This is a genomic window from Paenibacillus sp. FSL R5-0744, from assembly GCF_037972555.1.
Taxonomy (GTDB): Bacteria; Bacillota; Bacilli; order Paenibacillales; family Paenibacillaceae; genus Paenibacillus_AQ.
Genome location: NZ_CP150228.1, coordinates 3078358 through 3100024, shown reverse-complemented (window position 1 = coordinate 3100024; position 21667 = coordinate 3078358). Strand labels below are relative to the sequence as shown.

Sequence of the window (21667 nt, the reverse complement as noted above, 5' to 3'; positions counted from 1 at the left end):
TTCGGAAAATGGATCAAATAACGTACTATAATTCTTTATCACATTCCCCGTCAAAAAAAAGAAAATGCCCGTCGGCATCTTCGTTGGAGGTCTTCAATTATACTGCTCTATCCCGCGTGGCCATACATTCGCCAATTAGCTTATCGCATTTATTAATGTGATTCAGAAGCCAATCGGTTAACGTACGGTTAAGCTTAATCGTCGAGAGAACGGAGACTCCCTTGGTTTTAATCGTTTCTTCTAATTCAAGAACGGCTTTCACAAAATTAGCGTGCGTCTTACGATGTTCCGCCAATTCAGGAAAATCGATCTCTTCCATCAATTGCTCTTCATTGCTAAAATGCTCGATGGTATATTCCTTCAAGAATTTGAGCGTTTCTTCGATCTTCTCTTTCCCCTGCTGCTTACTGCAAGCATCAAAAAATTCATTCAATTTCGCCAGCAACTGTCTGTGCTGACAGTCTATTTTCTCAACACCGATATCATAAGAATCCTTCCATTCAATCACGAAATCACCATTCCATTTCCTGAAATTAACATATCGATAAATACAACTAATTCTCCACCTTTCCGCACAAAAGATCTATTAACAACATCACAGGAAAAATCCCATATCCATCCAAGGGAAAGTCACAATTCATTGTCCGTTTCTACTTCATTACAGGTTCTATGTGGACAAGCACATTTGAAACTTGGTGCCGATCTTTCAATTGTTCTTCGATTTCTTCCGTAATATCATGGCTCTGCACCACACTAAGCTCGGAATCTACTAATACAGTTGTATCTACTAGTACGTTATTTCCGTGGATGCGAGCTTTAATATCTTTAATGGATTGCACACCGTCAATTTCAGCAACGGTTTCTTTCATGAGTTCAAGCTCTTCCGCATCAAAACCATCCGTTAAATCATGTGTAGCTTTACTAAAGATATCCCATGCCGTCTTGCAGATAATCAGGCCGACAATAATCGCTGTAAGCGGATCAAGCCATGGAATTCCAAATCCAGAAGCCACAATTCCGACAAAAGCACCTATGCTAACTAAAGCATCTGATCGATTATCTAGTGCTACTGCTCGCATAGCGTTACTATTAATAGAGCGGGCCAGTCTAATGTTATACATATATACGCCCATCATTATCACAGCACAAAAAACTGCCGTCCAGGCTGCTATAAGATCTGGACTTTCCAGTTCGGGTTGAATAAATTTGTTCACGCCCTGGTACAGCACTTGAAGCCCTACAACGATCATAATAAATGAAGCAATTAAGGATGCCACGGTCTCTGCTCTGAAATGCCCGTAGCTATGATTGGAATCCGGCGGTCTCCTGGAGATCTTAAGACCGATTAGTATGGCGATAGAAGCGATAATATCAGTACTGTTGTTCAGGCCATCTGCAAGCAGCGCTTGAGATCCCGCGACCGTACCAATAAACAGTTTGATGGCGGACAGGAATATGTAGGCAACTATGCTTAGCCATGCTCCTTTTTCACCTTGTTTGATGTCGTTGTAATTTCCCAAAAAAAAGAACCCCCAAAGAATAGTATTGTTCTATACTACACTCCGAGATTCGGGTGGGTCTAGAGAAACAGTGTTGCTAAGAGGCGTAATAGTTCCCTCCGTCAAATAGAGTTGCTAGGTCATAACTGTTTTGCGGAGCGTAACATAGTTTGCCTTAGTTCAACTTTAAGTATTATATTTCTCGCTTAAACGCTTCCCGTCCTTAAAAAAAGCCGTAGGTGTTTATGCTTGTTCTACAGAAGTAGTAACTTTTTGCCATTTATAATGTCTAATTATAGTAATAACTATTTTTGAGGAGCGTGAAACGATGATTCAGTCTTTGCACAAGACAATGATTAAAGTTTTAGCTGTTACATGCATTGCATCCCCAATAGCTTACAACGGATCGTTATCCGACATTTCCGCGGAACAAGCAGTTATAAGTACAAGCAATCCCTATTACAATGAAGTCAAAGCACCTATTCTTGTACCTGTATGGTCATCACCGCTTGCCATCTTAAAAGAAGATAGAATCACTGGGCAGAACGTTACAGCGCTTGCCGAGAATGGGAAAGTCTTTGCCTTGCAGCGGAATGAAAAACTAGTCGCATTGAATGCTACAACAGGTAAAAAAATGTGGGAATTCGGAAGTGCATTAGCCCCGTTGTTCACGTACGGTAATGGATTTATCTATGGTTTGACTAAGAGTGGCTCTCTGTATGCCGTTAATGAAGCAGGTAAAAAAGCGTGGTCAGCTTCATTATCACTACCTAAAGCCACCAGTATACAACGGTTAGGCTCCACCATCTATGTAACACAAGATAGTCAACTGGCCGCTGTCGATGCGGTCAGCGGGAAGATCAAATGGAAGGCTACGGAGGAGAGCAATAACTTTACAGGCTTATCGGAACTTATGGAAACGGATGGGGTTGTTATTCGAAGTTATCTCTCACAGGGAGCATTAACAACTGGCGCACTTGCTGCTTATGACAGTCTGACAGGAAAAAAACTATGGGACCATACCCGTCAATGGTGGCCACTAGCAGTAAAGGACGGCCTCCTCTACTCCATTACCAATACGTTAATGATGGATGATGACGCTGTGAATCGTAATGTTAAAGTTTCTGTATTCAACGTAAAAACGGGTGAACTTAAAGGAGAACGTTTATATAAATGGACAGATACCGAGAATAAAGATGGAGCATTCACATTTGGTGGTGTAAATGGGACCGCATTCTTGGACGGAAATGACTTCTATATTTTTCAGGGCAAAAAGCTTGTGAAATATGATTTCTGGAATTACTCAGCGGAAGGTAAGCCAGTTCAAACCTGGACTTCTATGGCAAAAGAGAAAGATTATCCTCTAAACCAAATCCATCAGCAAAGAATGTTATATTCCAATAATGATACAGGTACGTTATCCGCACTCAAACTTGGAAATGGTCAAGCGGTAGTCCTCAATAATGGTGAGAATCCTGTAGTTCAGACGGATCTTTTTGGAAATGTGGTTTATAGCGGACAATCAGATGGCCTATTTCACGCTTATGACATGTTGACGTTGAAGCCTATTTTTACCGTGAAGACAGGATCTCGTAACTTTGCCCCTTCTCTTAAAACAGGAGGCATGCTGATCATCCGAACGGATAATAAGCTGCTGGCTATTAAACTGCCTTCATCAATTAAATAAAAAAAGCCTGATTTCTCAGGCTTCTGATCTTAAGTAACTTTACTTACTCAGCAGGAGCTGTAAAAGTACGTGCAGCAAATTCAGCATCCAGCATGTAGAAGGCGTTGCTATCTTTATCAATTCGTTTCAGTTTACTAATGATGTTGCTAAAGAGCGCTTCCTCTTCTACTTGCTCGTCAATAAACCATTTCAAGAAATAGATCGTTGCATGTTCACGCTCATCCAGCGCCAAGTCAGCTAAATGATAGAAGCGTTTCGTGTTTTGTTGCTCATGCGCGAATGCATGTTCAAAAGCATCCAGCATCGAAGAGTATTCGTTCTTTGGCTCTGGTAGAGCTTCAAGTGTCGCCCGATTATCGCGATCATTAAGGAACTTATAGATTTTCATGGCATGGAATCGTTCTTCTTCTGCTTGAATTAAGAAAAAGTTTGCGAATCCATCGAGACTTTCACCGGAACAATAGGCTGCCATAGCTAGATAAACATGAGCGGAATAAAACTCGAAATTCATCTGTTCATTAAGTGCGTTTACTAATCCATCTTTCATTTGACCGTCACCTCATAATTCAATTTTAATATGTAAAGATTTAAGTTCATCTTATCACCGTGTATCTAAGTCAGCAAGGACTCATCCTTCTGACATCTAAATAAGCAACGAAGGGACGACTATTCTAATGACCAGTTTTACACGCAACATCCTTAAACCTACATCCTCTGCTAGCTTTTTAATGGCTTCTGCTATGGTATCTATGCTTCTGTTAACTAGCTGCTCCAATAGCAGTAACAGCTCCCAAGCTGCCGCTACAAATCCGCCGACTGCCGAATCCACATCTTCACCTGTTGACAGTTCCACAGCAGCTCCCTCCTCAGAGAGTGATCCAATTGCTGTTCAGGTTTCCAGTATGAGCCTTGAAGAGAAAATTGGACAAATGCTCCTTGTTGGCATCGACGGAACCGTTCTGGATGATCAAGCAAAAAGGATGATTGCCGAAGACAAAGTCGGTGGAATCATCCTTTATAAGAACAATATTCAAGATCTGAAGAGTATGGTCAGTCTTGTTAATTCCATGAAAGAGAGCAACAGCGGCAACCCTGCCCCTTTATTTATGAGTATCGATCAGGAGGGCGGAAAAGTCAGCCGGATGCCTAAGGAGTATGCTTCCTTCCCCTCTAATGGAAAGGTCGGTACCCATAAGGATGCTAACGCTGCCGAAATGATGGGCAAGCTGCTCGCTAGAGAAGTATTGTCAGCAGGATTTAATATGAACTTCGCTCCCGTCCTTGATATCAATAGCAATCCAGATAATCCTGTAATTGGAGATCGTTCCTTCGGTAACTCCGCTGAACTAGTCAGTACGCTAGGGATTGCCGAAATGAAAGGAATTGAGAGCGAAGGTGTTGTTCCTGTCGTCAAACATTTCCCTGGTCACGGAGATACTTCCGTCGACTCCCACCTTGAGCTGCCGATTGTGAATAAGACTGCTGAAGAACTCGCTAAATTAGAATGGCTCCCGTTTCAAGCTGCAATAAAAGAAGGAACCGATGCTGTAATGGTCGCTCATATTTTGTTCCCGAAACTTGATCCTGATAAACCCGCATCTTTATCCAGTAAAATAATTGGTGATCTGCTTCGTGGAGACATGAAATATCAAGGACTTGTAATCACAGATGACCTGACTATGGGTGCTATCATGAAGAATTATGACCTTACCACAGCAGCGGTAGATACTATAAATGCAGGCAGTGATATCTTACTTATCGCTCACGGCTATGATAATGAGAAACGGGTATTAGAATCGCTTCTGGACCATGTAAAAAAAGGTAAGATACAGGAATCACGGATTGATGAGAGCGTCTATCGGATTTTAGCATTGAAAGCTAAATATAATCTATCCGACGAGCCAATTCCGGTTCCTGACCTTACCGAGCTAAATAAAGATATTAAATCTTGGCGACTCACGATTGAGAAATAGGCTTAGGTCTATTTCAATCTATTGAAGCACAACAACATCTCCAACCTTTAACCCTGAGACGGCCTCTGTTTTGTCAGCCGTCTCCATGCCCACTTTGATATCTCTTCGTTCATATTCCCCATTGCCTTTATCCACCATCACGTAGGAGAGATCTCCTTCATGCATTACTGCGATGCTGGATACAACGATGGCATTTTCCTTGCGAACCGTCTCGATTTCTCCGCTCAAGCTTAGTCCACCAATTAAGCGCTCATTAGGTTGCAGTGAGATTACCACTTCAAATTGTGGAACCGAAGTAGCAGTAGTATTTTGACCCGAAGCAGTCTTAGCAAATTTAGATACCTTAGTCACTTCTCCAGACAGCTTTAAATCTTTTAAAGCTGTCATTTTAACATCGACCTTCATTCCCGTCTTAATACGGAAGACATCTTGTTCACCTACAAGAGCTATGAATTCAAGCTTGTTCATATCTACAATTTTGCCGATGTATTGATTATCTGTTACCGTTTGCGGAATTTCACTCGCACTGTCAAATAGAAAAACACCTGTTGCAGGAGCATGGTAGAGGGCTGTATTTAGCTTAGCCTTCTTTTCTTTTAATTCACGAGCCTGTATTTCAGCATTTACTTGGTTAAGCTCATCCCCTATTCTTGCTGATTCTTGGGCTGTAAGTGCTTTTATACGTTCGGCTTCTGTTGCACCAAGGGCTGCGTTCTCCTGGTCCTGCTGACTAACAAATTCATTTAATTCCGCTTCTAGCTGTGCCTTTCGAATGGTTGCCTCTTGTGTAGCAATTTCATTCTTTAAGGCTTCCTGATCGAGGGTAAACAGTAAATCCCCCTTCTTAACTTGCCCACCATTCTCAACCTTCCACTTTGTTACCTTTGAAGCATATGGTGCATATACAAGCGTTTCCTGCTCATAATGTGAATTCCCTTTGACCTGAACAGAATTGGTGATGGTTTCCTGTGTCACTTCAAAAGTTATCGCCTGTGGTGGTTCAACAGGTTCTAGCTGTGCCTCGGGTTTATACATCTTGTTGTATACAAAATAACCCGCTGCAATAATAATCAATACCAATACAATCCACTTGATTCTCCTCTTCATCACTTCTGCTTCCTTTCAACTTAAAAATAGCTAATCCCGTTTTATCGCCGTGAGCGCATTCGTTCTGGACGCGCTTATCGCTGGATAAATTCCCGATAGTACGCCAGTCATTACCGCAAATGCGATCCCTATTGGAAGGGTCATCAGAGGAATAGTGATTACTAAGGGCTCACCCATCCCCATTCCTCCTGTGGAACCAATCAGCTTATTTATGCCAAACACAATCAAGTATGAAAAGCCTATACCGAGCAACCCACCAAGCATCCCGAGCAATGCCGCCTCTGTAATGAACATATTTCGGATTTGCCCCATATTGGCGCCTAGCACCTTCATAATACCGATCTGGCGACGACGCTGATGGGTGGACATGGTCATCGCAACGATGATCGAGATCGAAGCAATAATTAGAATAAATATACCAATACCAAGCGCTGCTTTCTTGAACATACTGAATGTAGAAGCCATCGCCTCTTTTTGATACAAATTCGTACTAGTATTTAGTGTAAGTTTCTGGATAAGCTTCTCCACTTGTACGATGTTGTCCGTACTGTCAACTTTTACAATGGCTGAGTTGTAAACATCCTTTTGCCCAGCAGTTCCATTCATTAGTTTCAGTTGTTCCACCAGACGCTCACCAGTCTCTAGCGAAACATAAATCTTCTTGTCGTACATCGCCATTTCAGGGTTCCCAGTACTATCCAATATCCCAACAATTTGAATGGGTGAGCTGATTAGAGACTGTCCAGTTTGAGAAGCAGGGTCATATGATTGTAATTGAACCTGTTGTTTGAACATATCTGACGGAAGCATGCTTAAACTGTTGTACTGTTCCATTATTTTATTATTGTAAGGATCAGTACTCAGTTGTTCAAAAAGACGCTGCCGAGTCTCGACATCAATCAATCCTACAGTTGCTCCATAGTTTAGTACTGCCATACCAACCGAATCAGAAGGACCACCCTGCTTAAATTTATGGTCATATTTCGTTAATAGTCGAAGATCCGTTCCGATTAACTGTACGTCCGTAATTTTATTATCGATAGTAGTCATTTGTATGTAGCCAAGCTCTTGAAAAGGTGCTGCTGCGGTAACATGCCGCAGGCCTTGAACAATTTTCAGCTTCTGGCCCGTTAGCCTGCCGGGGTCGAGCTTTGCATCAGAGGCAGAGGCTCCTTTTCCTTCTCCGCCCCCTTGTGAAGGGATGCCGCTGTTCGGAGTCACCGTAATTTCATCCATTTTGAAATTCCGGCTAATTTCCCGCTCCGTATAGCTTTGCGCGGAATCTCCTATACTTAAAGCAACAATAATAGCAGCACAGCCAATCGATATACCTGCCATACAAAGACCTGTGACAACTTTCCGTCGTTTGACTTGCTCCCAAGCCAAACGTGAAATATCACTAATCCTCAATGAGTTTACCCCCTTCGAGTTCTGTATCCGAAGAAGTTTGTTTCTCAGTAATCATATATCCGTCCTGAAGCGTGAAAATACGTTGCATTTGTTCTGCTACTTTGAGCTCGTGTGTTACAACGATGAAGGTGGTCTTCATCTTCTTGTTCAGGTTAAGCAGGATATTGATAATTTCCTCTTCTGTCTTCGAGTCCAGATTTCCGGTCGGTTCATCTGCGAAAATAACGGACGGTTCTGTGATCAAGGAACGTGCAATACTGACCCGCTGCTGCTGTCCGCCAGACAACTGTGAAGGGAACAGGTCGGCTTTATCCGGAATGCCGACCCCTTCCAGCAAGGCCAGAGCTTTTTGCTTACGTATTGATGGTGAAACGGATTGGAACACAAGCGGCAACTCAACATTTTCACGGACAGTCAAGCTAGTAATCAGTTCATAAGCTTGAAAGATAAACCCGATATGCTTCCTACGAAATTCAGATAGCTTGTTTTCGCTCATCTTCACAATATCTTGGTCAGCAATGTAAATGTGGCCTTCCGTAGGCTTCATCAGACCTGCCATCAGGTTGAGCATGGTTGACTTACCGGAACCCGAGCTCCCCAGTAATGCAACCATCTCCCCCTCTTTCACAGAAAAATCTATTTGATGAAGGACTGCCGTCGTTTCATTACCATTCTTAAAAGAATGCGTTACATTTTCCACTCGCAACATTGGAGCTGCTCCTTCTCGTACATTAATAGATATGAATTCCTACTTCTCAGTTACTGTTCTATCAATCTTTATGCTATATGCCTGGCTGGCCAGCTCGATCCGTTCTCCTTGGAACTCATCATACAGTGTGATTCTGTAGGCGCCACCTGACAAGTTTTTATACATATTATTGGTAAATGTTGCAGTATAGGAGTTGTAATTCCCTTCAAGTAGTTCAGTACCGATGTTCAAGCTTCGTTCCTGTGATAGACCATATGGATCTGTCATTTTGAGCACCAGCTTATGAGTGAAGGTTCCCATGTCATAGGTACTGTCACGAAGTAGGTTGTAATTCATTACGATATCTATAGTGGTACTACCTTGCATCGATCGCCCTTCCGAACTCAGAACAGACATCGTGTACGGATATAGCGCAACCTTCGTCAAGTTATTCTCCGGTGGAGTAGAAACTGGATTTAGACTCAATGAAGCAATGTTAATGAATCCTGTTGGTTCCTGACCTGGTTCAGACAGCTTATTCCCAGTAATTCCTGGACCTAGATACATACTTACATCTGATGGAATAACGGATTTAGGCAATTTTGCCCAGTACGTTATTAATTGCTTACCACCAGGTGTAGCTGAAGTATCTGGCTGATTCACTGTAGCTTCGAATAGCTGGCCATCTCCCGTTTTAAAGTAACCCTGAAGGCGAGCCATTTTGCTTTGTCTTTTTTCCTCACTGCTAAGCAGTAGCTCTGTATATACGATATTAGAATTGAGACCTTCATAAATAATTGTTTTGTTCTCTTGGACACTAGCGTTCTTGCCTTTACCGGTGATTGCATAACTTCCCCCACGTTCAATAGTCGCTACAGCATTCATCGTACTGTTCGTGCTAAGCGACAGGAACGAGCTCTTCTCTTCTTTTACCGTTGTAAAGAGGTTCACTTTTAATTTATCAAACTCTTGCGTGTAAGGGATTTTGGCAAATACATAGATTTCCGCATTTTTTCCTGGCGCAATCGTCGAGGTTTCCTTGTCCATAAACAGTTCTGTAGAAGAAGACACATCGTCATTGTCTACTTGCACAGATCCTTTTAATTCTGGAAGTGTTAATGCCACCGATTGCGAATTCTTAATATTTATTCTAGCAACAACGATGTCATCATCTTTCCAAGGAAAGCGCTGTAAAGACAGCAAGTTATAAGTGAAAGAACCATATTCATTGGATGCACTATACTCCACGCCTTTTTGAATCTCAGGTCGTAATGTATAGGAAATTGTGTAGTAAGCAATAGGTACTGTCAGCTTGGCTGTATTGCCCGTACTTACATTATTCCCTTCAGATCCTGTTCCCTCGCCTGTACTGCTCGTATCTGGATTAACTGGAGCTGAAACAGCCTCTATCATTTGCAATTGCAGCGAACTCTGCTCAACCTCAAGCGGAATTTGTGCGGTAAGTGGAATGATTTTTTCTTCCAAAGGTTTTATGGTTAGGCCGCTCAATCCCTTCGCATTGATCGGAAAGGTTGTCCCTGTTGAAGATTTGACGGCAAGCTCATACGTTGGCAACGTAACGGCCGTCTTCCCAACATTTTTCACTCGAAGCTGGAAGGTCCAAATCCCTTTATTATTCTCAGCGTATACGTTTGCGTTGTTTAACTGAGTTTCTATCGGATTATTATTAATGGTGATTTTCTTGGTCACACCTTTACCTACCACCAAATTAGGTGTTGTAGCTGCCGGTAGCTTGTACGAGGATTTAGCGATCTCAAGCTTCAGTGCTTCATCTTTTTGCGTAAATTGCAGCTTCATATTATCCGTCTTCATATAAGGAGGAATCTCGGCAAGATAATAGATAGTCTTCTTCTCCTGCGGCTGAATCTTGTAACTAATCTGAGAACGATCAAGTGCTAATTCATACGAACTGCCACCTGCAGAAAGTAAATAAGCCGCATAACCAGGATCACTGAGTACCTTACTGCCCTTATTGGTCAGGCTTATACCCACCTTGGCATAAACTTTCCCATTATATTTATAGAGCTCTAAGGACTCACTTTTGGCGATGACAGGAATGTCATTCATTGTGGTGCTAACATTTTTTCCATTTACAGCAGTTGGGGAATAATTAGCTGGCACAGTAAAACTTCCTGCATGCTTTAAGTAACCTTTGGTTTTGGAATCCCATACATACATGGGAATCTTAATCCCTTTTAACGAATTGGTCTTGCCTATGTTGACGTAATATGTAACCCGCAAGCTTTCTTTAGCACCAATCTTCTTCTTAGTCGCGTCAGCGCTCAGTGGGTTACCCGGAATAACAGAACCCCCTGGCGTCGTCACTCTCGAAAAATAATACATTAGGTTTGCGTTTTTACTGCTCCCATTTGAATAATTCAGGGTATAGGTTAAAATATTTCCACCAGGTTGTGACCAAATATTGACATCTTCTAATGTAGCTTTGATATTTGCTCCTAAAGAAACGGAACCCAGATTGCTGGGGGGTGTTACTGTCGCCGCAGCTACAGCTGGATTGGTACGAACAGCATTAGCGGATGCCGCTGAAGCGGTATGGCCAGTCAGTTGACTGATGACAAAGGTACTTAATAGTAAAACAACATATGTACTGCTATGCTTTCTCATTTACTTCCCTCCACGAGTATTTTGCTAGAATTATTATAGTGGTAAGTACAAAACCAATTGTATCCATGTTGTAACACTTTTGAAGCGTTTGTAACCTATTTGTTCCTATTTGCATGAATTTGAAGAATATTCTATTCTATAATTTCAATTCATCTTTCAATGCAGCCACATCTTTAGCAGAAGGATTTTCTTCTCCATATCTAACTTTTTCATATAATTCAATCAATGAATTCGACGTATTAACCGTATGTTCTTCGCCCTTATGTTTAACCTTGTTAAGAGCAGTCCATTTAATAATATCGTCTTCTGTTTCCTTCGGCGTAAGATAACTCTTAACTTCATAACCATGATCGTGCTTCAAATGAAGCCAACGCCGATATAACCAGCGAACACGCTCCGTTTCACTATTCATCTGCTCCCAGCGGTCTTTTCGATGTCTTGGCGTAAGGCGAGTACTCCAGAAATCCTTTAGACCTTGAAGCGTTTGTTCCCATGTAAATACACTTTTTTCCTCATCAAGATAAGTTGTATTGTCCTTTGGCGTATGTTCCCTGCGCAGCATGGATAGCAAGGCATCCATGGCTCTCTTTAATTTCCCACCGGCATTTCTATACAACCACCGAAGTCCATAATAAGCTGCAACGCCCAATAACACAGCTCCAGCAACATATAAAGCAACATCTAATATAGCAGCTAGTAGACCAGGCTCTTCATCTCCAACAAAAGGTAGTTCCGGACTCGCTTGAGGCTGTTCTACTGGCGGGGGTAGCGGCTCACTTGACCCAGAGAATAAATTACTAATCCATCCAAAGAACGAGCGTACCATATTCCATAGCAGTGTCCCTATAGCTTTTCCGACTCCTGCCGCTAATACGGCCGCAACAATTCCTATTCCAATGACATAAATACGGTTATTCCTTTGTAATCCTTTTGGCAAAGCTTTGCCCTCTTGAGAAAGCGAACTATACTGTAAATAGCTACTATTAGAAATAAATAGTGTGAGCAATAGACACAAACTACCGCACCAGGTCAGTAGTGTAACACTTCCCTCCAAATCGGGAATTCTACCAAATGCAATGGTCGCAACAAAATAGATTACAATACCTATCCAATACTTCTTACTGGACTGATCTCGAGAGTCAGCAGTCATTCCGAGAAAAGCGCATATAAAACCTGCGACACCTAAAGGCAGACTCTCGATAGACAGACTTCCTGCTGACAAAGCCCCAACCACCGTCCCAAGGATTAGAGCAGCCAGCAGTTGCTTCCATCTAACACTACACTGTTTTCGTAACAGAATACCTATTAATGATATTAGTGGTATGGCAGTCAGCCACATAGGTTCAACTTGCTTGGGCAGTACATAAACCTGAAACAGAATCCATACAGGTAAAACTAATAATAGTTCTAAGATAGAGTATATCCAGAGTTTGACCGTATTCCATACGTAACCAGATAACGGAAGTTTCATGCGCTCTCTCCTCCCTGTTCCGGAATATCCAGCCATTCTATACCATTGCCCAACACCAATAGGAGGTCAGCAGCCTCTTGTAATTCTGCTCCTCTATGACAGCTAATGATCAGAAAGTCTGTATCACTTATTCTGCTCTCGGCCTGCAGGGCTAGCAATCGACTCATAGGAAGCGTTCTGTCTAGCTCCAGCTTTGCTAACAGCTCTAGCAAGTCTTCCAGCTCAGCCATAGGTTTTGCTTCAACAGGATCTCTTTCGCCCCCGTTATCCAATCTGCCGTTACAGATAAATCCCGTCTCAATTCCATGGCGCATGGCGTATTCGGCGATAGTGGCTGCATATCTTATCCCTTGCTCGATACGCTCCACATCCGTTACCGCTCTCCACATGGAATCACTGTCCTCTATATTCAAGCAAATGACGAGTCTAGAATCCGCAGTGTAGTCTTTCTTATGTACCTGCATAGTCCCTGTGCGCGCTGTAGCCTTCCAGTTTATAAGTCCCATAGAATCTCCTGAGCTATACTCGCGAATACCTGCAGTCAGGAAAGGATCTTCTACGATCCATCTTTTCACTGGAAGTTCACCCAGCCAGCTATGTATCGGTAGCGGAAGATCGTCTAGATTCAGCAAATTAGGATAGACTAATAACTCTAATTGGAGAGGATACGTTTTATTTTTCCGGATCAATCCAAAGGGATCTCCAGTGGTCATGGTGACTGACTCCAAACGGTATATCCCACGCCGTTCGCAAGTTACTTGATGACGCCGTTTAATATGACGGTAAGGTTTAAGAAAGAACAAGCTGATATGATTTTGGTAGATTTCACCCGTGCTAATACCGAGATTATCTTGACTTCCAAATTCCAAGCCTCTTGCAATACTAGATTCCAGTCGAAGCCATGGTAATGGCAGAAGTTTCGCATTAACGATCTCCTCGATCATCTCAAGGTTATCCCCTTCATAAGCGACCTTCGTTGAAAAATACCGAGTATAACTAAGCGCTTTCAGACCATTCCGTTCATAGATAACGGCAAGAAGGAACAGGAGAGCTATTGTAATGAAAATGAACCAAGGCAAAGCCATAGCTCATTCCACCTTTCCGCCTCTTAAGGATGCAACGAGTTCTGTCGGCACCTCTACCTCACGAAGCACTTGTAACACAATTTCCGCGGCCTGTCCCTCTTTTGAACCCAATCCACGATGAAGAAGTAGACGATGAGCAAGCACCGGAACAGCTACGGCTTTAATATCATCTGGTGTAACGAAAGATCTGCCTTGGATTAGAGCATATCCTTGAGATGATCTGAGCAATGCTCCACTCGCACGTGGACTCGCCCCTAGTTTTACTGCCGCAGATTTGCGAGTAGCTTCCGTAATCCGAACGATATAGGCTAGCAAATCATCACTTATACTCACGGAAGCAGCCAAACGCTGCGCAGCTTGTATATCTTGAGCGGCAGCCACAGCAAAAGTCTCTTCAAGTGGATTATTCTCACGGAAACGCTGCAAAATATGAATCCCTTCGTCAAATGAAGGATACCCCGTAGTAATCCGCATTAGAAATCTATCTAATTGAGCTTCAGGCAACGGAAAAGTGCCTTGGTTATCAATCGGATTCTGAGTAGCAATAACGAGAAAAGGTGCTTCTAGGCCATGAGTCACACCATCGATCGTGATTTGCCGCTCCTCCATACATTCCAGCAGACTGGATTGAGTTCTTGGTGTTGCACGGTTAATTTCATCAGCCAACAAAATATTCGCAAATACTGGACCTGGTCTAAACTGAAATTCACCTGACTTTTGATTATAAAAATTAATGCCGCTTAAATCAGAAGGCAGCAAGTCTGGTGTAAATTGAATACGTTTAAATGTACAATCTAAAGACTTTGCAAGGACTTTGGCTAACAAGGTTTTACCTGTACCCGGAACATCCTCCAGTAGAACATGACCATTGGCAAGTAATGCGGTTAATAGCAGGTCTACTCCATCTTCTTTACCTACAATGACTTTAGCTAGATTGGTTCTAATAGATTTGATGAGTTCAGTAACTTCTTGAAGATTCATGTAAATACACCATCCAATCTGAGGAAATTATTGTAATAAGTCCTTTAATCATAACAGAAAGTGTACCCAATATATAATTCACAAGAAAAGGCCCTGCCTATTAAAAAGGCAGAACCTAAATTTCCCCTCCTGTTTTCATTTACTTCGCAGTTTTATACCGATATCGAAAGAAAGCCGTGATGGCATAATAGATCGGTATGCTTTCAACGATTAGCCAAATGACAACAATAGCATAACTATTATAGTGTTTATAATAACTGCCTATGTGTCGTGAATATAAAAAAGCTATCGTTATTGAAGCTATTGTTAAAAAGGGAATGTACATTTTTCTAGCTTTTGTATTAAACAAGCCGGATACACATCTAGAGGCTACATAGATAAGAAAAGAGCTGTGAATGAACATAGAAGACGACCATATTCCAATTAAGAGCGGATCCGAATTACCTAGCAGATTATCTTGTTTGGCGCTGCGCACCAATTCAAGGAAAGGATATTGCAGTTCCTGACCCAAATGTGGACCAAAACTCATCATCGTCAGTGACCAACCAATTAAGACAGTTACTAAGACAAATATCCCCGTAAGAACTAATCTTTTCAGCATCTTCGCTTCAAGCTTCAGATCGGGCACAACAAACAAGAGGACAATCCATTCCCCAAACCATGACATGACTACAATAGAGTCCTTCAGGGCAATCCCGGGATCATGATAATGAATGAAGGCTGGCAGCATATTGAAGTCCGCATTTGGGAGAAATAAATTAAATAAAATGATCATCGTGATGAAAAAAATAAGAAAAAGTCCATCCGCCATATACGCAATCGTTGTAAAGCCTAAACTTGCAGTATACATAATCACTAGCCCAATCACACATTGAATAAACAGAGGTGGAGTTCCCCTCAAATAATTAGAACCAAAGAATAGCACAAAGTTCTCAATATCAAAGGATGCATAATAAACACACCAGCATAAAAGCATAAGAAGCATGAACTTGTGTGGCCATTTACCTATGATATCTTTTCCAAAGCTAACCCACGCTTGATTTGGCCGCAGCATACCGACGTGAAAAGTAAACCACAATAATATTAACCCTAATAAAGATCCCACTATTAAACCAATCCAGCCTTGATAGGATGAAGTAGCAATTAGAGTCGGAATCAAAAAAATAGTGGTTTGGGAGCTGAAGAAAATAATAAAAAAACGGAACAGCTGCCATTTCGATGTTTGCATAACTTCTCCCTCTAAACGTCTTATTTTGCTGTTCCAAAATCCACAATGCTAAAATCTGTCTTCACTTTAATATCAGCCTCTTGAGCATAATAATTATCCCACCGCTCTCTAAGCTGCTTCCATTGCTTTGGATCGTTCCATTCCAGTAACAATCCGAGTTGCAGAACATCGGCACCTGCTTTTTGGGTATTACGAATAGCTTCGTTAAGATTATCAGAGACTTTCTCTTTAAGCTTCGCAATGATAATTTGGCCGAGTTCCTCTGCATCCCTATTCTTAGGATCCCTTAAATAAATTACACTAGCTTTCCCCTTTAAATTCACTGTGAACACAGGACCCTTATCCGTTTTATTTAACTTCTTTGATGATTTTGTGCTTACAAATACAACACTTGCGGCGCTTTTTCCCTCATCCCAATCGACGGAGTAAACTGCCAGCTTAAGACTGCCTGCCGCCCAAGCTAATGCCCTTCCCTCTTTAAGCTTAAGAACTCCTTTCATCTTATCTTTTTGAAACAGCATTGCCCCTTGGATTCCTGCCCAGAATTCCGGTTTTCCATCTTTAGATGTTTCTTCTTTTTTACCAAATGAAAGATTGTTTATAGCAAATCCAACACCGGATGCCTCTGCATACAGGCAATCCTTAATCGTAGTAGAAAACAAATATCTCTCTGATCCAAAGTTCCTTAGTACATCCGAGGGTATTTGCTCGTAAATAGGTGTTAAAGTATTCATCTCTTTTGCACTTCCCGAACTAGCCATAACAAAAGCACCCAGAGGAAGACTTGGTTCTCTTTCAATCCATAATAGTAGTTCGCTGATTCCTTGTTCAGCAAAGGTCTTCCCTAAGACAATTACTTTTAATTGAGCAAGACTAAGCTGACGTGTTAAGTCTTTTTGAATTAACAGCATGGCATCTGCAATCGTTTCTGCGGTCTTAGAGACGGTAGAATAAGTATTACCGTCTCCTCCACCGCCATTTGAAGGTTGTCCAGCTGCGTTAAGACGATTGGGCAAGGGTGAGTTAATCGTAATTTCAACAGTATTTGGTTCTTTGCCTTCATCGATAAACATTCCATATACAAATGTTAGTTCATCCAACTCAACCTTCGACGACCAACAACCTGTTATATTTAGGAGCAGGATTACAATAACTCCTATCTTCAGGATTCTCATTTCTCTTTCTGTCTCCTTTTATTCCTATCAGTATAGAGATTGCTGCGTTTCGTCATAAAGTTCGAGGGAAAACGAGCCAATGTATCCTTCCAGTCCCGTAACACAAGTGGGGCAACGGGTTGCAAATATGGAGCACCTAACGGTCTTAAATTAGCTAAATGACCGTAAATCAAAAAAGCTGTAATATATACCCCGAGCAGCCCCATTGTTCCACCCATAACGAGTAACGGGAAACGAAGTAGCCGGAAAGTCAGACCTAGCTCATAATGAGGAATGATGTAGGTGGCAATTCCAGTAATAGAAACAACAATAACCATTGGAGCAGATACAATTCCTGCTTGGACCGCAGCCTGACCAATAACGATACCCCCAATAATTGAAACCGTCTGTCCTACAGGTTTCGGAATTCTAGTCCCGGCTTCTCTAAGCGCTTCAAAGGTAAGCTCCATAATTAAAGCCTCGGTAAGCGCTGAGAAAGGAATGTTCTCTCTCGCAGAAGCAATTGTAATTAACAGGTTTGGTGGAATGATTTGAGGATGAAAGGTTGTAATCGCTACATAAAGTGATGGAAGAATCATGGATATGATTGAGAACAGAAATCTAACAACACGAATCCAGCTTGCTGCATAAAAGCTTTGGTAATAATCCTCAGAGGATTGCAGCATGGTGAAAAAAGATGTTGGAGCGAGCATTGCAGTAGGTGTGCCATCTTGTAAGATTCCGATTCGGCCTTCCATTAAAGAAGCAGCCACCGAATCAGGACGTTCTGTATATTGAAATAACGGAAATGGCGTGAGGTTACCATCCCTTAAATATTCTGATATATAACTAATCCCTAGTATCCCGTCGATATCTATTTCATTTAGTTTCTGTTTTATCTCTTCAAGAACTTCTTTTTTGTAAAGTCCTTCAATGTAGACCACATACACATCAGTTTTTGTATATTTACCAATCGAATAATGAATGGTTTTTAGATCCGGATGTTTAATTTTATGTCGAATCAAAGAGAGATTCGTTTCAATATCTTCAATGAAAGCCTCTTGGGGACCAATCACAACAAGTTCGTTTTGTGATTCGGTCACTGATCTTTTTTGATATTGGGTAATTTCAAAATAATAAACATAAGGAAGATCCTCTATATAAAGCACTACTTTTCCAGCAACGATCATATCTACGATCTTCTGTAAGTCAAATGCCTTGAGATATTGGATAGGAAAAACAATTCCTTGATCTAACCGTTCTAAAAAATTCGCCCATTCGAGCTTTGCTTCTGCTTCTGTTTTTAGCGGTAAAGCAATACTTTCATGAAGTGTCTTAGAATCGATGATGGAAGGGATATAGATCAAAAGACATGTGTGCCCATGAACAGAAATGGACTGATACACCGCATCACTGCATCCCTCCAGTTGATCTTTAATGGTTTCTAGAATTCCTGACATAGGCTGTATACCTCCTTGGTTGTGACTTGCGAATCTGGCTTAGTTTGCCAATTGTTTACGAGGTTTATACTTCGTACTCCATTCAGCTGTATACGAAAAAAAGAACCGATGGAAAAATCGGTTCTTTCTTGCTTTTGGGTATGAGCTTTGTAGAACATCAACTTTGGATTAAAGGCTTTAGTACTTTCAAAGATGCTTGCAATTGCTCTGAGCATTGTTCGTACATTTTTTTAGCTTTTTCATTTTCTGTCGACAAACTGAACATTTCCAGATCCGCTTCACATTTTTTTAGCAAAGCATATAATTGTGGTTTATCTTGTGGCTGTGGAACTTTAAAGTTGTCGGCATACAAATCGACTGTCAGCTCTCCATAAGAATCAACTTGAGCGAGAAATACATTCTCGACGGTTAGCCCCATTTTCTCTAGCGCTCCATCAAGCCAGCTGCGAGTCAGATTTAAGGTATCTAACGGTTTATCTAATACTTTCCCATCCATAATGACGGCTTGTGACTCTTTCTGTGGGGCAACCTTCACACCCAGGTCTTTTGCCGATAGAGGGAGATACTCCTTCTTAAGCAGAACATTAATCGCTCCATCAGACTCCATAATCGCAAATTCCACTTCAGATATATTGAATACATCCTTTTTACGTAGCTCTTCCAATAATTCATCTGTTGTTAAACGTTCCTTTTTCATATGATCTTCAAGTATTTTCCCGTCTTTTATAAGAACGGTGGACTTAAAGTCAATGAAGTCTCTTGCTTTTTTACTCTTCATCTGAAGCCATTCAATTCCTAAAGAACAAGCGACCCATACAATCAGTGCAATGAGTCCTAAATGCCAATACTTATCCGTATCCAAAGAAATATAGGCGGCTAAGCTGCCGACGGTTATCCCCGTAATATACTCGAAGAACGAAAGCTGCGATACTTGTCTCTTCCCCAGTAATTTAGTTAAAAAGAAAAGCACAACCACAGCAAAGAGTGTTCGTACTACAACCTCCAACCACTCCGGCATCACAATTTTCCTCCTTTTTAAATCAACACTTGTTTATTAACACTCATTATTTGTCAAAAAAGGTCCATTCAATCCTGAATTAGACTACTTATTTATGGAAATCGGTTAACGCGTAAAACTTCTATTTTTTTCCTGCATAACTAAAGTAACGGTTGAGGACAATAGGAAACGTCATGCTAGAAACTTAAAACAGAGGAGAGAAACCTAATGACAGTAGCCTCACAAGTTAAAACATGTTTATCTTCTTTAAAAGGTGCTCAAGCGAGCTTGGAGCAATTTGCACTTGAAACACAAAACGAAAGTGCAAAAACTTTATTCACAAATGCAGCTGAGCAAACGCAACAAATCGTTACACAGGTTGAAAATCGGGTAACCGAATTAGAGTCAGAAGAACCTCAATACAAAGGTTTCTAACGATCACTTGAACAATCAAAGGGGTCATTAAGCTAGCGATAACTAGCTTAATGACCCCTTCTCTACATCATCACTGCAATACCGCTTACTTTCTTTTTTTGGCAGGAATCAGGATCTGAACTGATGTTCCAATTCCCACACGACTAAAAATACTTACGCCATACTCAGGTCCATATTGCAGCTTAATCCGTTGATCCACATTACGGACGCCATAACCTGTATTTGTGTGTCCCTTCGAATCGAAAATTTGATCAATACGCTCTTGTCTGATGCCAATACCATCGTCAATAATACGGAAGAGAATATTATCGCCTTCCTTACGTCCTACAATCCGTAAATGAATGTGATCGCCGCACCAAGCATGCTTCAGGACGTTCTCGATAAAGGGTTGTAGAATCAGTTTAATGGTCTCATAAGGCCAGATCTCAGTATCAAAATCAAACAGAACCTCTAAGCGGTCACCGTATTTAATTTTCTGGATTTCTAAATAGGCGTTTGCTTGCTCAATTTCAGTTGGAACCGGGATCATCGTACGGCCCTCATTAAGCGTTAAGCGGTAAAACTTCGCTAATTCCATCACCATCTTCTGCAGCTTCTCATTTTGACCAAATTTGGCTAATTGAATAATAGACGACAAAGTATTGTACAGAAAATGTGGGTTGATTTGCGATTGTAGGATTTCAAGCTCCGCTTCCTTCTTCTGGAGCTGCGTCAGATATACCTCTTTAATCAACATATCAATATTCTCACCCATATCATTCAGTGCGGTTGCTATCTGAGAGAATTCATCCTTCCCTCGATATTTAATACGCTTGTGAAGATCACCTTCCCGATAGGCATTAAGCACATATACGAACTTATTAATACGAATCGAAAAATAACGGGATATAAATATACCTACAAAGCTAAAAACCACACAGCATATGAGACACATTAAAATAATAAACAAACGTACCTTCATTGCATCCTTTTCAAGGATTGTAATCGGAACAAGCGCGATTAATTGCCATGCTTGGTTAGCAACCATAATCGTTTCTTTAATCGTCAGGTAATCCTTATTTAGCTCGGCTTCATTAGTATAGTTCTCCGGTAGTTCACCCGATTGATACATCGTTCTTCCAAACTCATTCTTTATAATTAAATTACTTCCTTTTCCTATCTTCGTATAATTGACACTGTCAAATAGATCTGGAATCCTTACATTAATCCGCAGGAATCCTATCTCTTTAGGCTTAAGAGGCTCGTATGTATCAATTAGTCTACGGAGCAACGAGATGCGATTATTCTCTACATCACTCTCGATCTGCCACCATTTCATAGTTTCAGCGTATTTTTCAGTTGGAAAATCATAATACCAGGACTTACCTTCAATCCGTTTCATGTGGTAGAGATGATAAAAGCTACTATTATCCAAATAGCCCTCAAGTGAATTCGAATAGATCTCAGGGATCGATTCATTCTTTAAGAATAGCGACATCCCTATCTTCACACCAGTAGATTGAATAGCTACGTCAAGCTTTGGCAGCACCTTCTTAGACATCCGATCGTAATTTTCCCAGCCTTCCTCATAACTCCGAAGATTCCGATAAAAATCAAAATCACTGTATAATTGCGTTGATATTCGAGTAACTTCGTCCATTTTATAATCAATATTGTCACGTATCTGCAATAACGTTCCTTTAATATTCGTATTGATATGTTCGCGTAATGAATCATTATACATGGAATGAGAGACGAACCCTATCAAGGATATAGGAATAATTATAAAAAACATATACGTCAGCATTAACTTATACCCAATCGGCACATACTTATGTCTTCTTCGTAATTTCATAGAACATCATCC

General features: G+C 41.2%; 19 protein-coding genes. 3 read left to right on the top strand and 16 right to left on the bottom strand.

What is annotated here, in order from left to right; all coding sequences use genetic code 11:
- Nucleotides 1-97: 97 nt before the first annotated feature.
- On the bottom strand, nt 98-508 hold the full coding sequence (locus tag MKY19_RS13595; protein ID WP_081382799.1) for a bacteriohemerythrin: 411 nt from the start codon (nt 506-508) through the stop codon (nt 98-100).
- Nucleotides 509-650: 142 nt separating this feature from the next.
- The gene (locus MKY19_RS13590) at nt 651-1520 is read right to left on the bottom strand and encodes a cation diffusion facilitator family transporter (RefSeq protein WP_339803538.1); all 870 of its coding nucleotides are present in this window, start codon (nt 1518-1520) and stop codon (nt 651-653) included.
- A 331-nt stretch (nt 1521-1851) separates the two neighbouring features.
- Here MKY19_RS13590 and MKY19_RS13585 point away from each other — a divergent pair, with 331 nt between their 5' ends.
- Nucleotides 1852-3186: a PQQ-binding-like beta-propeller repeat protein gene (locus tag MKY19_RS13585; RefSeq protein ID WP_339803534.1), complete on the top strand. Its 1335-nt coding sequence runs from the start codon at nt 1852-1854 to the stop codon at nt 3184-3186.
- Nucleotides 3187-3229: 43 nt separating this feature from the next.
- Here MKY19_RS13585 and MKY19_RS13580 read toward each other — a convergent pair whose 3' ends face one another.
- Complete coding sequence (locus MKY19_RS13580; protein ID WP_042127399.1) at nt 3230-3733, bottom strand: ferritin; 504 nt, start codon at nt 3731-3733, stop codon at nt 3230-3232.
- A 96-nt stretch (nt 3734-3829) separates the two neighbouring features.
- On the bottom strand, nt 3830-4039 hold the full coding sequence (locus MKY19_RS13575; RefSeq protein ID WP_339803530.1) for a hypothetical protein: 210 nt from the start codon (nt 4037-4039) through the stop codon (nt 3830-3832).
- A gap of 49 nt (nt 4040-4088) precedes the next feature.
- Between MKY19_RS13575 and nagZ the strand changes: the two genes are divergently transcribed.
- Nucleotides 4089-5159 (top strand): beta-N-acetylhexosaminidase, encoded by a 1071-nt coding sequence (gene nagZ / locus MKY19_RS13570; RefSeq protein WP_339803528.1) that lies wholly within the window; start codon nt 4089-4091, stop codon nt 5157-5159.
- 18 nt (nt 5160-5177) lie between these two features.
- Here nagZ and MKY19_RS13565 read toward each other — a convergent pair whose 3' ends face one another.
- The 11 genes from MKY19_RS13565 to MKY19_RS13515 all read right to left on the bottom strand — a co-directional run bounded on the left by MKY19_RS13565 (nt 5178) and on the right by MKY19_RS13515 (nt 19407).
- A complete protein-coding gene (locus tag MKY19_RS13565) occupies nt 5178-6266 on the bottom strand; it encodes an efflux RND transporter periplasmic adaptor subunit (protein WP_042187874.1) in 1089 nt (362 codons plus the stop codon).
- 30 nt (nt 6267-6296) lie between these two features.
- Complete coding sequence (locus MKY19_RS13560; RefSeq protein ID WP_339803525.1) at nt 6297-7676, bottom strand: ABC transporter permease; 1380 nt, start codon at nt 7674-7676, stop codon at nt 6297-6299.
- The gene (locus tag MKY19_RS13555; RefSeq protein ID WP_283911819.1) at nt 7666-8385 is read right to left on the bottom strand and encodes an ABC transporter ATP-binding protein; all 720 of its coding nucleotides are present in this window, start codon (nt 8383-8385) and stop codon (nt 7666-7668) included. Before MKY19_RS13555 ends, MKY19_RS13560 begins: the two co-directional genes overlap by 11 nt.
- Before the next feature lie 39 nt (nt 8386-8424).
- Nucleotides 8425-11010 (bottom strand): hypothetical protein, encoded by a 2586-nt coding sequence (locus MKY19_RS13550; protein ID WP_339803522.1) that lies wholly within the window; start codon nt 11008-11010, stop codon nt 8425-8427.
- Nucleotides 11011-11146: 136 nt separating this feature from the next.
- Complete coding sequence (locus MKY19_RS13545) at nt 11147-12481, bottom strand: OadG family protein (protein ID WP_339803519.1); 1335 nt, start codon at nt 12479-12481, stop codon at nt 11147-11149.
- Nucleotides 12478-13566 (bottom strand): DUF58 domain-containing protein, encoded by a 1089-nt coding sequence (locus MKY19_RS13540; RefSeq protein WP_339803516.1) that lies wholly within the window; start codon nt 13564-13566, stop codon nt 12478-12480. The genes MKY19_RS13545 and MKY19_RS13540 overlap by 4 nt, the downstream gene beginning before the upstream one ends.
- 3 nt (nt 13567-13569) lie before the next feature.
- Nucleotides 13570-14547: a MoxR family ATPase gene (locus MKY19_RS13535; RefSeq protein ID WP_042187864.1), complete on the bottom strand. Its 978-nt coding sequence runs from the start codon at nt 14545-14547 to the stop codon at nt 13570-13572.
- 139 nt (nt 14548-14686) lie between these two features.
- Entirely contained in the window at nt 14687-15775 is a 1089-nt protein-coding gene (locus MKY19_RS13530; RefSeq protein WP_339247842.1) for a GerAB/ArcD/ProY family transporter, read from the bottom strand.
- A 20-nt stretch (nt 15776-15795) separates the two neighbouring features.
- Entirely contained in the window at nt 15796-16950 is a 1155-nt protein-coding gene (locus MKY19_RS13525) for a Ger(x)C family spore germination protein (protein ID WP_339803512.1), read from the bottom strand.
- Nucleotides 16947-18389 (bottom strand): spore germination protein, encoded by a 1443-nt coding sequence (locus tag MKY19_RS13520; protein WP_339803509.1) that lies wholly within the window; start codon nt 18387-18389, stop codon nt 16947-16949. Before MKY19_RS13520 ends, MKY19_RS13525 begins: the two co-directional genes overlap by 4 nt.
- Before the next feature lie 157 nt (nt 18390-18546).
- Nucleotides 18547-19407 (bottom strand): DUF421 domain-containing protein, encoded by an 861-nt coding sequence (locus MKY19_RS13515; RefSeq protein ID WP_042187856.1) that lies wholly within the window; start codon nt 19405-19407, stop codon nt 18547-18549.
- 207 nt (nt 19408-19614) lie between these two features.
- On the opposite strand from MKY19_RS13515, the gene MKY19_RS13510 reads away from it, so the two are divergent.
- Nucleotides 19615-19821, top strand: coding sequence for a DUF1657 domain-containing protein (locus MKY19_RS13510; protein ID WP_036678243.1), 207 nt, complete (start codon nt 19615-19617; stop codon nt 19819-19821).
- 85 nt (nt 19822-19906) lie between these two features.
- Here MKY19_RS13510 and MKY19_RS13505 read toward each other — a convergent pair whose 3' ends face one another.
- On the bottom strand, nt 19907-21655 hold the full coding sequence (locus MKY19_RS13505) for a sensor histidine kinase (RefSeq protein ID WP_339803505.1): 1749 nt from the start codon (nt 21653-21655) through the stop codon (nt 19907-19909).
- Nucleotides 21656-21667 lie beyond the last annotated feature (12 nt).